The sequence below is a fragment of the Salinivibrio sp. MA440 genome, from assembly GCF_001996265.1.
Lineage (GTDB): Bacteria > Pseudomonadota > Gammaproteobacteria > Enterobacterales > Vibrionaceae > Salinivibrio > Salinivibrio costicola.
In genome coordinates, this window is sequence record NZ_MUFI01000020.1 from 1 (window position 1) to 16,515 (window position 16,515).

Genomic DNA, 16,515 nt, shown 5'->3' on the forward strand with positions numbered 1-16,515 from the left:
ATGTACAACTGTTTAACTTTTTGTTTAATAAAATCGATAAATAGCTTGGTCTTCGTGTGGTTGTATTCCAACTTGGGGTAATACGCATAAGCCGATGAGCGTGGCTGCTTGAGTGCAGGCAATACGGGAACCAATAAGCCCTGATCAATTTCTTTTTGCACGGTGCCAGCCCCTCCTAAAATAATGCCCATGCCAATGACCGCGGCGCTCACTAAGGCTTCAGGGTTAGGCGAGACAAAGTTCCCCGATAACTGCAAACGTGTGCCATCTTCGAAGACCCGCTCTTGAGGCTGATGGGAGTGACCATAGAGCAAAATATTATGTTGGCTTAGTTGGTCAGGGTGGGTTATCGGCGCGTGCCGAGCAAGATAGGTGGGTGAGGCAAAAAAGCCAGGCTGAAAATCAAACAGCTTTGCCGCAATATAGCTGGCAGAGTTGAAGTACTCGAGCTCGCGGCTGATCACCACATCAAGATTAAGATCAGGGAGCTGTCCTGGGGTCAAGGTGGTGAGCTCAACCTTGATTTTCGGATAAATCTCAAGAAACTCAGCAATAAAGTTGACCAGAAAACGGTTCCCTGTCACCAATGGCGCACCAATACGTAATATGCCGCTGACTTCCCCAAAGGTAGACGTGGTTTCACTGACTAATTGTTGCCAATCGTCGACCCAGGTTTTTGCTCGGTGATAAAAAAGATCACCGGCATCGGTCATCGACAAGCTTCGGGTGGTGCGTTTTAACAGTTGCACGCCAAGCTGGCGCTCAAGCCAACTCAGGCGTTTGGATAAGGCTGAGCTTGAGGTATGTAGTTGCGTGGCAGCTTGTGCTAACGAGCCCTGATCGACCACACAAATAAAGCTTTTGGTACAGGTAATCCAGTCCATGAGTCCTCTTGGGGAAGAAAAGGTAGCCACGGATGGTGGCTAGGCATTCACATTATGATCACTAAGCCTGATAATAGCGGCTACGAGCCCCAAAAGGCGACCTCAGTCAGCAGAGAATCATGGATAGAACAGCTAATGCGATTAAAGTCAGCGGAATGAAGCTGACCAACCGACTCGTTGCATTTGTCACCTTAATCGTGGTGTGCGCCATTTTCGTCTTATTTATTGGTGGCGCTATCAGTTTTCGCCAGCTGGGGATCGACTTTATCTCGCATTACGTCGATGGCATGGTCGAGGTGATTGATCAAGAGATGGCGAGCGAGCAACGAGACAATCAGTATTTTTCACGCTGGTTGCCCAAAATGCTCAAAGCCAGTGACGTGACCTCTTTGACCATCTATTCAGAAACCGGGATCTTGTATCAATACGAACAAATCCAATATCAAACGATCGCCACACAACAAGTTATCACGCGAGATATTCCGCTCGACAGTCATCCTGGTTATGCCGTGAAACTCACATTTGTCCCGCCTTATGCCGAGTTTGCGTATTCGATTGGCCCCCTCTTTTCGTTGTCGGCGGCGATTTTGGTGATTGTCCTTGGTTTAGCGTGGGGGATCGGATGGTTGCGGCGGCAACTGTATGGCAGTGAAGTATTGGAACAGCGTGGCCGATTAGTTTTGGCGGGCCGCCTGGATGAGGCACAGCAAGGCGACCCTCGAGAATGGCCTATTCCCGCGAGTGCTGCGTTGAGTCAGCTCATTGAGGAGCTTAAAGAGGCTCGGCAAGAGCGGAGTCGTTTTGACACCTTTATCCGCACTAATACCTTTCTCGATCAGCTGACGGGAGCCGCGAACCGCGTGATGTTTGATAACCGGCTGCATACACTGGCCACCGATGATGCGAGCCAAGGCAGTGTTATTTTAGTCCGTGTCGCCGACTGGGATGAGTTGGTCGCGCAACATGGTCAAGAGGCCGCGGATCACTTGATTCAAGCTATCGGTAACGTGCTCTCTAATGCGACTCAGCGTTTTCCCGATGCCGTGCTTGCGCGTTACTTTGCGTCTGATTTTGCCATCTTATTGGTCAACCAGGCAGGGGATGAAGTGCATCCTTTCTTGGCGCAAATCACCAACGCTTTAGATAAACTGACACCGTCAGAGGCGTTGGATAAAGATAACTGGTTTCATTTGGGCATGACTTCTTTTGGCGCGGGGGAGCGGCGTGGCCGATTAATGGATGAAGCTGAGCGAGCGCTAAAAGCGGCGGAGCTAACAGGACAAAATGGCTGGTCACAGTTTGATAAACAACTCAGCCGTTTGGATAAACGCGGCAGTGTACGTTGGCGAACCTTACTCGAGTCGGTAATGGCGGGTGAAGGCCCCATGCTCTACCGCCAACCCGTGTTTGCACGAGATGGCAAAACCCGTCTCCATTATGAACTTTTGGGTCGAATTAAAGACGAAAAAGGTAAAGTGTTAAAAGCATCGCGCTTTTGGCCCGGGGTCGAGTGGGTCGGCATGGATGTTACTTTCGACAAGGCTACCGTAGGACGTGCGTTATGGTGGCTAAAAACGCGTGATTATATTGATAACTATGCAGTGAATGTTAGTGCATACTCACTATGTCAGCGCGAATTTGTGATTTGGCTGCGTGATGCCTTGCTACAAACTCCACGCAGTACATTAAATCGACTGCTGGTGGAAGTCTCGGAGGGCGCTTTAGTCTCGCACTTTGATGCCGCGCGACCTTGCTTACGAATGATTGCCGCGTTAGGGTGCCGACTTGTCGTTGACCAAGCAGGCAGAACGATAGTGAGCACTCACTACGTAAAAGATATTCAACCGGCTTATATCAAGCTGCATCGTAGCCTGGTCCGCAATATTCACCAACGCCCTGAAAACCAGCTGTATTTGCGCAGTGTGTTGGGCGCTTGTGAAGCAACCAGCACGGAGGTGCTTGCCGTCGGTGTGGAAACGAATGAGGAGTGGTCCGTGGTGAAAGATCTTGGTGTGGCAGGTGGGCAAGGGCGTTTGCTGGGTGCCGAAATGTCACCGCATCCTGCCCAGAAAAAGCGACGCCGTTGGGGAAAACGATGACGCTGAGGGAAAAAAAAGCACTTCAACAGGGACGTGGATGGTTAGAAGCCGTATTATTAGTCAGTATTTTGTCAGTTCTTGTCGTCATTGCGGTACCTAAGTTCTATGATTATGAAGCCGATGCGAATGTGTCAGCGCTGAAAGGGTTAAAAAGTGGTATTGATAGTGCCTCGACACGGACGTATTCCTTGGCGAAAGCTGAGAAAATCACCGATCAGCCTGCTCAATCACTGACCGTCGACGGTATCGACATAGGCGTAACATATGGCTATCCCCAAATCAGTGCGCTGCCTAAGTTAGTGAGCGCGCTGCAGGACACCACACGTTGGCAGATACGACGATACCCTGAACAAAACCGCGTTGACTTTATTTGGTTGTTCCATGAGCAGCCAGCGCCCGCGTGTTATTTGATGTATCAGGAGGCAACGGCTTCACAACAAGCGTCCACGACGTTGGTGATCGGTGAATCATGCCAGTCACCCGCGGCAGAAAAACAAAGGGAATGATGCGTTTTTGATGGAAAAATCATCAAAATGACAGCGCATTGAAAAAAAACACAGATCTCATTCAGGTTTAAAGCACCGTATCTTGCTGCTTACCGTGCGCGTTGATACATTTAGCTCAATTTGTCTGATTTCACAGCTTGCAGGATTAACTGACCATCATGTTTAAGAAACTTCGCGGGATGTTTTCCAACGATCTATCGATTGATTTGGGAACCGCCAATACACTGATTTATGTAAAAGAACAGGGCATTGTTCTGGATGAGCCGTCTGTTGTCGCTATTCGTCAAGACCGCGCGGGTTCTGCTAAGAGTGTGGCTGCTGTGGGTCATGATGCGAAGCAAATGCTGGGTAGAACGCCAGGTAATATTGCCGCGATCCGCCCGATGAAAGACGGCGTCATTGCTGACTTTTATGTCACCGAAAAAATGTTACAGCACTTTATTAAGTCTGTGCATGATCATAGCTACATGCGTCCGAGCCCACGAGTGCTAGTGGCGGTGCCTTGTGGTTCTACCCAAGTTGAACGCCGTGCCATTCGCGAATCAGCCGTGGGCGCGGGTGCGCGTGAAGTTTATCTGATTGACGAACCGATGGCCGCGGCGATTGGCGCTGGCCTGCCGGTTTCCGAGGCGACCGGTTCGATGGTGATTGATATCGGTGGTGGTACCACCGAAGTGGCGGTCATCTCGCTTAATGGTGTGGTTTATTCCTCATCAGTGCGTATTGGTGGTGACCGTTTTGACGAGTCCATTATCAATTATGTTCGCCGTAACTATGGCAGCTTGATTGGTGAAGCGACGGCAGAGCGCATTAAGCACGAGATTGGTTCAGCCTATCCGGGCGATGAAGTGCGCGAAATTGAAGTTCGCGGTCGTAACCTTGCTGAAGGTGTGCCACGTAGCTTTACGCTTAACTCCAACGAAATCTTGGAAGCGCTACAAGAGCCGCTGAGCGGTATCGTTTCGGCAGTGATGGTGGCGTTAGAGCAGTGCCCACCAGAGCTTGCGTCCGATATCTCCGAGCGCGGCATGGTGATTACCGGCGGCGGCGCACTTCTGCGCGATCTCGATCGTTTACTGACCGAAGAAACGGGGATTCCGGTGGTTGTGGCGGAAGATCCACTGACCTGTGTTGCACGTGGTGGGGGTAAAGCGCTTGAGATGATCGATATGCATGGCGGCGATCTTTTTAGCGAAGATTAACGTGACTGTGCCAACAAACAGGTTGTTTTCATTATGAAACCTATGTTTGGCAGAGGACCGTCTCTGCAATTACGCCTGTTTTTCGCGCTTCTACTATCAGTCAGCCTTATGCTGGCTGATAGTCGTCTTGATGCTTTTGCCGGGGTCCGCTATTTCCTCAACACCTTGGTTGCACCGCTTCAGTATGCATCGAATGTGCCTCGTGACACCCTTGATGAATTAGTGATGCAGTTTCGCGCTCATCAACGTGTAGTGGCTGAAAATCGCGCCTTACGCAAACAAGTGTTGCAGCTCGAAAGTGATCAGCTTCTATTGGCACAGACAGAGCGCGAAAATCAACGCTTACGTGAGCTACTCGGATCGTCGTTTATTCGTGATGAACGAAAAATGGTCGCCGAAGTGATGGCGGTCGATTCTGATCCCTATAAACACCAAGTGATGCTCGATAAAGGACGCACCAATGGTGTGTATGAAGGGCAGCCAGTGATCAATGAACACGGGGTCGTCGGACAGGTTGCTTATGTCGGTGCGCATAATAGCCGTGTCTTGTTACTCACTGATCCTACTCATGCGGTGCCAGTTCAAGTGATGCGCAATGATATTCGCGTGATAGCGTCTGGCCGTGGGACCACCGCCTATATCGGTTTGGATAATATTCCGAGTAGCACGGATATTAAAGTGGGCGATAAATTAGTGACATCCGGGCTTGGCGGCGTCTTTCCTGAAGGCTATCCAGTGGGCACGGTGACAGAATTCTCGTTTGATAATAAACGTCCCTTTGCGCAAGTCACCGCGACAACCGCAGTAAAATTCGATCGGTTACGTTATCTTCTTTTAGTCTGGCCAACCCCAGAAAAAGCCGATAATGCGCCCTCCGATCGGCCTATGAGTCAATCGTCATCTGAGCAAGAAAACCCGCCATCTGACTCTGCGCCGTCGTCAGGTAGCGAGGGAGAATCACCATAATGGCAAATGTGACATTTCGTGGCCAATTGGTTATTTGGCTCTCCTTCATGGTTGCGTTGATTTTGCAGGCCGCTCCGTGGCCCGGTGAACTGGCGCCTTTTCGTCCTTCTTGGGTCTTGCTCGTCGCATTTTACTGGGTTCTGGCGTTGCCACATCGAGTGAATGTCGGGACAGCGTTAGTGGTCGGGTTGTTATGGGATCTGATGTTGGGCTCCACCTTGGGCGTTCGAGGGATGACCATGGCCATTTTGATATATATTGTCGCGCTTAATTTTCAATTACTGCGCAATATGTCCTATTGGCACCAAGCGCTTTTACTGTCTTTACTGACCTTGGCTGGAAAATTGATCGAGTTCTGGGCGGAGTATTTAGTCTCTAACGTACAGTTTAACCCTGAACAGCTTTGGGCGGGTGTGCTTAACTTCATACTGTGGCCCTGGGTGTTCTTACTATTGCGCCGGTTACGCCGTCGGTTTGCCATTCGTTAGCGAGGGACTATGCATTGTGATTTATACCTGGCCTCGGGATCGCCTCGACGCCATGAACTGCTCACCGAAATGGGCGTCAACTTTTCCCGTGTCGTCATCGATGTAGAGGAAAAACAAAACGCGAGCGAATCGCCCTATGCCTATGTCTCACGCTTGTCGCAAGATAAAGCGCGAGCCGGCGTGATACAAACGGGTGGGCACATCCCGGTACTTGGCGCGGATACCATTGTGGTTGATGGTGACCAAGTACTGGAAAAGCCGATAGATCAAGCCGATGCAACCCGGATGCTTAAACAGCTGTCTGGGCGAGAGCATCAAGTGATGACGGCCGTGACAGTGGCAAATGCCATCAAGCAAGTCACCACCGTTGTCACCACCAAAGTCTGGTTTTGTTCACTGACGGATAAGATGATTGATGCTTATTGGCAGTCGGGGGAACCCGCGGATAAAGCCGGTGCATACGCGATTCAAGGATTGGGCGGTAAGTTTGTGACCCGTATCGATGGAAGCTATCACGCCGTCGTTGGTTTGCCACTGTATGAAACCGAGCAACTGCTCAAACAATTTTCGGTCTGAGCGCACCAACGAGTGGCGCTAGGCCCCACTTTTGAGACATCGGGGAAACCATGAGTGCGGAACTGTTAATAAACGTCACACCCAGTGAAACGAGGGTGGCGATGGTAGAGGGGGGCAACCTCCAAGAAATTCACATAGAACGTGAAGCGAAACGCGGAATTGTAGGCAATATCTACAAAGGTAAGGTCAGTCGTGTTTTGCCTGGAATGCAGGCAGCCTTTGTCGATATTGGCTTAGAGAAGGCCGCGTTTTTACACGCCTCTGATATTGTTCCTCATACCGAATGCGTATCAGAAAACGAGAAACAGCAATTTCAAGTTCGCGATATCTCCGAACTTGTCCGTCAAGGGCAAGATATTGTGGTGCAGGTGGTGAAAGATCCGCTAGGCACAAAAGGCGCGCGTTTAACCACTGACATTACCTTGCCCTCGCGCTATCTGGTTTTCATGCCTGGCGCTGCCCATGTGGGCGTATCGCAACGGATCGAGAGCGAATATGAGCGCAAACGCCTAAAAAGCATCGTCAGTGAGTATTGTGACGAGCTGGGTGGCTTTATTATTCGCACGGCCGCTGAGGGCGCAACAGATAATGAAATGGCGCAAGATGCCGCCTTTTTAAAGCGATTATGGAACAAGGTATTAGAGCGACGCGCCCGATATAAAACCAAGTCCATGCTGTATGGCGAGCTTGCGTTGGCGCAGCGCATTGTCCGTGACTTTGTCGGCACTGAGTTAGACTTGATTCGGGTCGATTCCAAACAGGCCTATGAAAAGCTACAAGAGTTTACCTCCGAATTTGTGCCTGAATTAGCCGATAAGTTGGCGTATTACGACGGACAAGCGCCCATCTTTGATATGTATGACACGGAAAACGAAATTCAACGATCGTTAGAGCGTAAAGTACAGCTAAAATCGGGCGGCTACCTGATCATCGACCAGACGGAAGCGATGACCACCATCGACATTAATACCGGCGCCTTTGTTGGACGCCGCAACCTCGATGAAACCATTTTTAATACCAACATTGAAGCCACTCGCGCTATTGCACGCCAGCTTCGGATGAGAAATCTGGGCGGGATCATCATTATCGACTTTATCGATATGAGCACGGATGAGCATCGCCGTCGCGTGCTGCACTCGCTTGAGCAGGCATTGAGCCAAGACAGAGTAAAAACCAACATTAATGGCTTTACCCAGTTAGGCTTGGTCGAAATGACCCGTAAGCGGACACGAGAAAGCATCGAACACGTGCTGTGTGGCGGGTGTCCGACGTGTGACGGGCGTGGCTCGGTCAAAACCGTGGAAACCGTCTGTTATGAGGTGCTGCGAGAAATCACTCGGGTCAATCGTACCTATGATGCGGATAAGTTTGTTGTCTATGCTGCGCCGGCAGTCATTGAAGCCCTTGCGGGTGAAGACTCTCACCTTGTGGCTGAATTGGAAATATTTATTAGTAAGCAAGTCAAAGTGAAGTCAGAGCCTTTGTATACACAAGAACAGTTTGACGTAGTAATGATGTAAGCCATGGCTTGGGTAAGAAAAAGTGTCAGCTGGTTAATGACCAGCGTGATCAGCATGATAGTCATCACCGCCTTATTGATAGGCGGTTTGCGCTTTCTATTGCCCAATGTTGAGCTTTTGCAAGCGCCGTTACGGCAATGGGTGTCTGAGCAGACGGGGTTCAGTGCGCAACTTGAGGGCATCGCCGGGCAGTGGCGTAATTTGACCCCTTCACTGACATTAAAAAATGTCTCTCTAGCGACGAGCGATAATGGTTCGGCGCTTTTGACGGCTCAGCATATTGATTTACAGCTTGATGTCTCCGCAACACTGATGCGTTGGCAACCGGTTTTTTCTCATGTAACACTCGATGGCCTGGTGCTGGATACCGGTCAGTTGCCAGAAAAAGACACGGGTACCAATGTGCGTGCCCGGCTTGAAGATCTCTTCCTTGCTCGTTTGGGCCAATTCTCGATACCGAACGCCAAAGTCATCCTGGTGACCCCATCGCTTGAAACAGAAGTATTAACCCTCAAGGATCTCTTTTGGCGTAATCAAGCAGGACAACATCAGGTACAAGCGCGAATTGGGGTGAAAGGCACCCAGCTAGAAGCCGTACGTGTTAAAGCCGCTTTTACTGAAACCCACGGCGTCGACACCCTGACTGGCGATTTTTATCTTGCCAGTGAAGCGATGGATCTCGCGCCGTGGCTCACGCAAACATTAACGCCCTCAGTGACCATTGATGCGGCGCGTTTAGATGCCCAAGCTTGGGTGCGCGTGGAACGCGGCCAACCCCGTGATGCGTTGTTATCGATTGATGATCTCGCGCTTAAATGGCATGACAGCGCGGAAGAGGCAAAAACCTGGGCGGTGAAAGATAGCCAAGTCCAACTGACCGCAGAAGGCAAACGTGCGTGGCGCGTGGATACGGACGGAATATGGGTGAAGCAAAATGCCACCACAGCCCCTGCGATTTCTCGGCTGTCATGGCAAGGAACGAACGAGCGTTGGCGTCTCAATGCGGCCGACCTGGATATTGCCTTATTACAGCCTTTGCTCGGCTTGGTCAGTCAGTCGGAACAACAGCACCGTATAGCGGCCGCGCTGGCACCGGCGGGCCAGGTTGAATCCCTCGCATTGAGCAAAAAACCGACAACGCCGCTACGCTATCAAGCGACACTGACCGAGGTGTCGGCCGAACGCTGGGGGTATTTCCCGGCGTTTCATGGCTTAAATGCTACCCTATCTGGCGAGGGAGGACGTGGTCAGGCACAGCTTGAACTTGGCGCGCAGTCGCTGCCATACGGCGACTTTTTTCAAGCGCCTTTGCCACTTGAACAAGGTCAGCTCACCCTCAATTGGCAACCGACGAGCCAAGGCGTATCGATTTGGAGCGAAAAGGCAGCGGTCACCAGTGCAGATGTTCACGGAACCGGCGCCTTTCGTCTTGATATTCCCAAGCAGGGGGCGCCATTTCTTGCGCTTTACGCCCATGCCGATGTGACCGATGCCGGACAAACGTGGCGTTATTTGCCAACGCGCGCCCTGCCTGAATCATTGACCGGATATTTATCACGTGCCATTCAAGGAGGCCAAGCCGAGGGTAGTGAAATCCTTTGGTTTGGTGCCCTAGATAGTTTTCCATACCGTGAGCATGATGGCATTTTTCAAGCCAAAGTGCCGCTGCGCAATGGGGCATTTAGCTTTGATACCGCCTGGCCGACGCTGACAGAGCTTGATGCGACACTCTTGTTCGACAACGCAGGCCTGACGATTGAGGGTGATCATGTTCGCTTAAACGATGCCGTCAGTCGTCAGGTTCAGGCAAACATTGTCGACATGACCGAGGCAGACAGTCGCCTTGAACTCAAGGCCTCGCTCTCGGCGACAGGAGACGCGGTGCACCGCTATATGCTGGCCACCCCATTAGTGGATACGGTCGGTGCCGCCTTAACCCATATCAACGTCGACGGATTAGTCAATGCGCAGTTAGGTTTATCGATCCCGCTTGATGGTGAGCAACCTCATGCAAGCGGCAAGGTGGACTTTGCGGGTAACCAAGTCAGGATTCAAACGCCTGCTATGGCCTTGGACAATGTCTCGGGGGCACTGGCGTTTGACGACGATGGCATCACGGCCCAATCGATGAGTGCTCAGTGGCTGGGGCAAGCTATCAACCTAGATCTTGCGGGCGAAGCTGCCTCTGCCGGCTATCAGTTGGATGTAGGTATCGAGGCGGATTGGGATATAGTGCCATTGCTGAACCAGTTATCGCTGCCGCTCAAGCCTTACCTTTCTGGAGGCGCACGTTGGCAGGCTGGGCTCGATCTTACCCTTCATGATACGGGGTTTGACTACCAGCTCGGCATTGATGTCGATACGACACCACTGCAATCAACGCTGCCTGCGCCGCTTCACAAACCGCGTTGGCAAAAAGGGCAGGCGCATATAGAAGCAAGCGGTAACCGTGAAGGGTTGACGGGACGCGTGCAATTGCCAAATGTGAATTATCAAGCACGAATTAATACCCAAGGTGCGACCCCAGAATTTGTGTCCAGTCAGTGGCAAGTTGGCGATAAACAACCCACACTCCTCGCCACTCGCGGTCATCGCTTTGATCTGGCACTTGAACACTTGGATGTAGACGCGTGGCACGCAGTGTGGAAACACGTGCGGCAAGCATGGCCGGATCGGCAACATCAATACCCTGGCTTACCGATACCGCAACGTGTGAATGTCAAAGTCGATCAACTCTCGGCCGGGAAGCTCGCTTTTCATGACTTATCAGTGGCCGCGCGTCAAAAAGCGAAGGGATGGCATGTGCTGGTCGGCAGTCAAGAGCTCAGCGGACAAGCAAACTGGCCAATAGAAGGTCGTTTAGCTGTCGATATTGATCACTGGCATATCAATCGACAGCCGTCCGACCAGACCCAACCTACCGACGCACCACTCTTTCAGCCTGTGGATCCCCAAGCCACGTCTGCAGACAAAGCCTTACTGGCCGCCATTCCACCATCACGCCTCACGATTGATGATCTTTGGTTAGAAGGGTATCGACTGGGACGTGTCGAGGCCGTTGTCAATAAACACGATCAGCAGCTAACACTGTCGCCACTGACGGTAAAAAGCGGCAATAACCATGCAGCGGTCAATGGGCATTGGCGGATAGATAAACAAGGGCGCCATCAAACCGCATTGACGTTAGCACTGGGTGGCGAAAGTACCTCGGATCTCATGGGACGATTTGGCGTCAGTGGTGGGATCCAAGATGCAAGCTTTACCACCCAAGCCGCACTGAATTATGCCGGTTTACCTTGGCAAGCTGATATATCCAGCCTCAATGGCGAGGTAAGTGCGGATATCCAAGACGGTTATATCAGTGGTGTTGGTGGCGCGGGCAAACTGTTAGGGTTATTTAGCTTAGATTCTATTTTGCGTAAAATTCAGCTCGATTTCTCGGGCGTGTTTGACGATGGGCTGGCGTTTGATGACATCACGGGGCGGGCCGTGATCACAAATGGCGTCTTGGTCACCGATAATATCCGCATGGATGGCATTGCCGGTGATATGGTTATCAAAGGTATTGCCAATTTAGTGGAAAACCAAGTCAATGCGGATGTGCGTTTTACGCCGGATATTACCTCAGGGATCCCGGTATTAAGTGCCTTTGCGGTTACGCCGCAAACCGCGCTGTATGTACTCGCGGTGACGACAGCAATTTCTCCGGTGATGGATGTGTTTACCCAAGTACGCTACCAAGTGACAGGTTCGATTGGCACACCAGATATTCGGGAAGTGTCGCGTAACCAAGAAGCGTTAGCCCTTCCCCCCGAAGCGACTGAACGATTGCGCGAGCAGGCAGAAAAAGCCAAGGAGTGAGCATGATGAAAGCCGGTGTTATCCAAATGACATCCAGTGCCGATCCCGCCCATAACATGAAGACACTGCAAGCCAGTTTGCACCGACTCAGTGATCAAGGCGTGAAACTGGTGCTGACCCCAGAAAATGCGTTAGTGTTTGGCGGGAAACGTGATTATCAACGTCATGCTGAACGATTGGGCCATGGCCCGTTACAGCAACAGCTTGCCAAGTTGGCGCACCAGTACGACCTTTGGTTAGTGGTGGGCGCTTTTCCCATCCAAAATGACAACGGGCTGCTGAGCAGTACCAGTTTAGTGTTCGATAATGCCGGGCATCTTCGGGGCAGCTACGATAAATTACATTTGTTTGATGTCGAGGTGGCTGATGCGCATGGCCGGTATCGAGAATCAGATTACTTTGCCGCGGGCGACCAACTGTCGACGGTGAATACGCCCTTCGGTTGCCTAGGGTTGAGCATTTGTTACGATCTACGGTTCGCGCCTTTGTACCAAGCGCTACGCGCGCAAGGGGCCGACGTCATCACCGTGCCGGCAGCTTTTACCCGCGTGACCGGTCAAGCGCATTGGGAGCCCCTGCTACGCGCTCGGGCAATTGAAACCCAGTGTTGGATTATTGCCGCAGGCCAGTGTGGCGAGCACAGTAAAGGGCGGCAAACCTGGGGGCACTCGATGATTATTGATCCCTGGGGGCAAGTGGTCACATCCCTGGGGCGTGAACCTGGGGTGACGTGGGCAGAGCTTGATTTTAGTGTCAGTGAATCCATTCGGGGCAAGATGCCCGTACTGTCTCATACCCGGTTGCAAAGCCAACTGAAATAGCGCACCCTCGGCGCGTTATCTTTTTCTTTCGGCTGCCAGCTCGGCGGCCACAACCAAGAGTAAGCGAATGAGTCTGGAACAGGTCGAAGAAACCTTACTGCGCCCGGCGGGCGTGAGTGAGTCGCAGCTTCATGCGACGCTGGCGCACTTAAGCGGTCGCCAGATTGACTATGGCGATATTTTCTTCCAATCCACTTGGCATGAATCGTTAGCGCTGGAAGACAGCATTATTAAAGACGGCTCCTTTAATATCGACCGAGGTGTTGGTGTCAGAGCAATTAGCGGAGAAAAAACCGGCTTCGCGTATTCTGATCAACTTACCATTGATGCGCTGATGCAAAGTGCGACTGCGGCGCGGGGCATTGCACCTGTGGGTGGACACGGTAAGGTCAGCGCCTTTCGTGCCGTCCAAGCGACCCCTTACTATGGGCCCATTGATCCGCTGGGAAGCCTGACGCGTGAGCAGAAAATTGATTTATTAAAAGAAATCGATAGCTATATTCGTGCTAAAGAGCCACGCGTCAAAGAAGTGAATGCCAGTTTAAACGGCTTGTATGAGCAAGTGCTGATTGCGGCGACGGACGGTACCTATGGCGCCGACATTCGTCCTTTGGTGCGCTTATCGGTCTCAGTGTTAGTTGAGCAAGATGGTCGTCGTGAGCGCGGCAGTGCTGGTGGCGGTGGCCGCTATGGTTACGAGGTCTTTTTGCACGAGCAGGCGGGTAAGTCGCGCGCGTTGCAATTTGCTGATGAAGCTATCCGTCTCGCGCTGGTCAATCTTCGTGCAGACGCGGCACCAGCAGGGACGATGCCCGTGGTGTTGGGCGCAGGTTGGCCGGGCGTGTTGCTGCATGAAGCGGTCGGTCACGGGTTAGAAGGGGACTTTAACCGCAAAGAGTCATCGGTATTTACCGGTAGCCTTGGTGAGCAAGTAACCTCTCCTCTGTGTACCATCGTTGATGACGGCACCATGAACGATCGTCGCGGCTCGTTGAGCATCGATGATGAAGGGGTGCCAGGCCAGTACAATGTATTGGTCGAAAATGGCGTACTCAAAGGCTATATGCAAGATAAGCACAATGCCAAACTCATGGGTGTGGCGCCCACCGGGAATGGTCGTCGCGAGTCTTATGCACACTTGCCGATGCCACGCATGACCAATACCTATATGTTAGGTGGAGACAGTACCCCTGAATCGATCATTGCCAGTGTTGAGCGAGGCTTATATGCGCCGAACTTTGGCGGCGGGCAGGTCGATATCACCTCGGGGAAATTTGTATTCTCTACGTCAGAAGCTTACCTGATTGAAAAGGGTGAAATCACTACTCCGGTGAAAGGCGCGACCTTAATTGGCAGTGGTGTTGAAGCCATGCAGCAGGTATCGATGGTGGGCAATGATCTGGCGATTGATCCTGGCGTTGGGGTTTGCGGGAAAGCCGGGCAAAGCGTGCCTGTTGGTGTTGGGCAACCGACATTGAAATTAGATGCGATGACCGTCGGTGGCACCGAATCTTAACCAATCTACGCCAGTGCGAGGCACTGGCGTATTGTTTTATAGGCTTTGGTCGTAAAAGCCTTTGAGATATTGGAAGATCTCGCGATAGGCCTTGGGCGGCTTATTTTGCTGTTGCTCTTTTTGAGCCTGACGTGCCAACTGGCGTAAACGCTGACGGTCAGCATCAGGATACTGTAAGAGCGCATCACTAATCGCACTATCGCCCTGATCGATAATACGATCGCGTAGCTGCTCAATTTTTTGTAGCGCCATGCTATGTTGAGCATGTTTGTTCTGCAACTTATCGAGCGCCGCTTGTATCGGTTCAGGATCGCGCGATCGCATCAATTTGCCCACGTACTGGAGCTGGCGTCGACGGGCTTCGTTTTTTAAACGTTGTGCGTCGAGAATCGCAGAGAGCAAGTTGTCATCAAGCGGGAATTTTTCTAATACCGCGGGTTTGAGTTTAACCAGCGCTTCGCCGAGCGATTGTAAAGCAAGCATATCGCGCTTCATCTCGGACTTGCTAACCCAGATGATTTCTTCCTCTTCCTCCCAGGGAGCGGGTTTATTTTTACGGCCCATGTTCAACCTCAGTGAGAATGTGCAATGACACGTATGTTAACAAGAAACGCGCCCAAACGCGGGCTTTTTTATCATAGCCTCGCTGAGCTCACGATGTCGAACTCGAATGCGAATCAAAAAGGTCAACTATGAGTGTGAAACAACAGGTCGCTGAACAAGAGCAGCAGCTTCGCCAAGCGGTAAGTCGTGCGCTAGATATGGCGTCGGCGCGAAGTGATCAAGCCGAAGTCGCTATCACCAAAAGTACCGGCATCAGTGTAAGCTCGCGAATGGGCGAAGTCGAAAACGTTGAATTTAATCAAGATGGTGCGCTCGGCATCACCGTGTATCGCGATCAGCGTAAAGGCAGCGCCTCCACCACCGATTTATCTGAAAAAGCGATAGCTAAAACGGTCGAAGCCGCGTTAGAAATCGCGAGCTATACCTCGCCCGATCCCTTTGGTGGTCCGGCGCCGAAAGACTTGATGGCGTTCGACTACCCGGATTTGGACTTGTTTTATCCGGATGAGCCCGAACCGGATACCGCCGCGGCATTGGCGATTGAAGCTGAGCAAGCAGCCCTGAATCATGACAGCCGGATCAAGTTCAGTGATGGTGCCAGCTATGACAGTCACTATGGGATCCGAGTATATGGCAATAGCCACGGTATGCTCGGGAGCTATCCGTCAAGTCAACAGGCGCTAAGCTGCTCGGTGATTGCGCAAAGCGAGGGCGGCATGGAGCGTGACATGAGCTACACAGTGGCGCGTGACAAAGCCGATTTATGGACCCCTGCATTTGTCGGGGTTGAAGCGGCCAAACATGCGGTTGCCCGTTTGAACCCGCGCAGTGTTTCGACATGCCAAGTGCCCGTGATGTTCGATCGTAGTGTCGCAACGGGGTTGTTTGGTCATTTGGTCATGGCTATTAGCGGATCGGCACTGTACCGCAAATCCTCGTTCTTATTAGACAAAAAGGACGAGCAGATATTTCCGCATTGGCTCACTATCAATGAATTGCCCCATGTGCGTAAAGGGGCCGCCAGTGCGCCGTTTGATAGCGAAGGGGTGATCACACAAGACAGACGCATTATTGAGCAAGGGATCTTGAAAACCTACCTAGCGACCAGTTATGCCGCCCGTAAGCTAGATATGGCACCCACAGGTCATGCCGGCGGGATTCATAACTGGTACGTAAGCCACACAGGCCAAGATACGGATGCCATGCTTAAAACATTAGGAACCGGATTGCTGGTTACCGAACTGATGGGGCAAGGTGTTAACCCAGTCACCGGCGATTACTCACGCGGTGCCGCTGGTTTTTGGGTGGAAAAGGGCGAAATACAGTACCCAGTCAGTGGGATCACCATTGCTGGTAACTTGAATGACATGTTTGCCAATATCGTCGCCATCGGCACTGACATTGAAACCCGTAGTCAGATTCAAACCGGGTCGATCATTATAGATTCAATGAAGGTGGCTGGCGAGTAAGGTGTTTTAGCCACTCGACCACGACCCTCTGCAATCAGGACGT

Annotated in this window: 13 protein-coding genes; 11 read left to right on the plus strand and 2 right to left on the minus strand. The window is 51.7% G+C overall.

Annotated features, from left to right (window positions below):
* Positions 1-884 (minus strand): LysR family transcriptional regulator (locus BZG80_RS07955; RefSeq protein ID WP_108744109.1); only part of this gene is annotated, 884 nt, incomplete at its 3' end.
* 119 nt (positions 885-1,003) lie between these two features.
* Here BZG80_RS07955 and csrD point away from each other — a divergent pair.
* The 10 genes from csrD to tldD all read left to right on the plus strand — a co-directional run bounded on the left by csrD (position 1,004) and on the right by tldD (position 14,439).
* Positions 1,004-2,983 (plus strand): RNase E specificity factor CsrD, encoded by a 1,980-nt coding sequence (gene csrD / locus BZG80_RS07960; protein WP_021022702.1) that lies wholly within the window; start codon positions 1,004-1,006, stop codon positions 2,981-2,983.
* Positions 2,980-3,489, plus strand: coding sequence for a hypothetical protein (locus BZG80_RS07965; protein WP_021022701.1), 510 nt, complete (start codon positions 2,980-2,982; stop codon positions 3,487-3,489). Before csrD ends, BZG80_RS07965 begins: the two co-directional genes overlap by 4 nt.
* 158 nt (positions 3,490-3,647) lie before the next feature.
* Entirely contained in the window at positions 3,648-4,691 is a 1,044-nt protein-coding gene (locus tag BZG80_RS07970) for a rod shape-determining protein (RefSeq protein ID WP_077459908.1), read from the plus strand.
* Positions 4,692-4,724: 33 nt separating this feature from the next.
* Entirely contained in the window at positions 4,725-5,657 is a 933-nt protein-coding gene (gene mreC, locus BZG80_RS07975) for a rod shape-determining protein MreC (RefSeq protein ID WP_021022699.1), read from the plus strand.
* Positions 5,657-6,145 (plus strand): rod shape-determining protein MreD, encoded by a 489-nt coding sequence (gene mreD / locus BZG80_RS07980; protein ID WP_021022698.1) that lies wholly within the window; start codon positions 5,657-5,659, stop codon positions 6,143-6,145. Before mreC ends, mreD begins: the two co-directional genes overlap by 1 nt.
* A 9-nt stretch (positions 6,146-6,154) precedes the next feature.
* The gene (locus BZG80_RS07985) at positions 6,155-6,721 is read left to right on the plus strand and encodes a Maf family protein (protein WP_021022697.1); all 567 of its coding nucleotides are present in this window, start codon (positions 6,155-6,157) and stop codon (positions 6,719-6,721) included.
* A 50-nt stretch (positions 6,722-6,771) separates the two neighbouring features.
* Positions 6,772-8,241 carry a ribonuclease G gene (gene rng, locus BZG80_RS07990; protein ID WP_021022696.1) on the plus strand — a complete coding sequence of 490 codons (1,470 nt, stop codon included), beginning with the start codon at positions 6,772-6,774 and terminating at the stop codon, positions 8,239-8,241.
* Between the two features lie 3 nt (positions 8,242-8,244).
* On the plus strand, positions 8,245-12,102 hold the full coding sequence (locus BZG80_RS07995; RefSeq protein WP_077679101.1) for a YhdP family protein: 3,858 nt from the start codon (positions 8,245-8,247) through the stop codon (positions 12,100-12,102).
* A 2-nt stretch (positions 12,103-12,104) separates the two neighbouring features.
* Positions 12,105-12,923 (plus strand): carbon-nitrogen hydrolase family protein, encoded by an 819-nt coding sequence (locus tag BZG80_RS08000; RefSeq protein ID WP_021022694.1) that lies wholly within the window; start codon positions 12,105-12,107, stop codon positions 12,921-12,923.
* A gap of 67 nt (positions 12,924-12,990) precedes the next feature.
* Entirely contained in the window at positions 12,991-14,439 is a 1,449-nt protein-coding gene (gene tldD / locus BZG80_RS08005; RefSeq protein WP_021022693.1) for a metalloprotease TldD, read from the plus strand.
* A 36-nt stretch (positions 14,440-14,475) separates the two neighbouring features.
* Here the strand turns inward: tldD and yjgA are convergent, their stop codons facing one another.
* On the minus strand, positions 14,476-15,003 hold the full coding sequence (gene yjgA, locus BZG80_RS08010) for a ribosome biogenesis factor YjgA (protein ID WP_021022692.1): 528 nt from the start codon (positions 15,001-15,003) through the stop codon (positions 14,476-14,478).
* A gap of 128 nt (positions 15,004-15,131) precedes the next feature.
* Between yjgA and pmbA the strand changes: the two genes are divergently transcribed.
* Positions 15,132-16,472, plus strand: coding sequence for a metalloprotease PmbA (pmbA, locus tag BZG80_RS08015; RefSeq protein ID WP_077459905.1), 1,341 nt, complete (start codon positions 15,132-15,134; stop codon positions 16,470-16,472).
* The last annotated feature ends 43 nt before the right edge of the window (positions 16,473-16,515 follow it).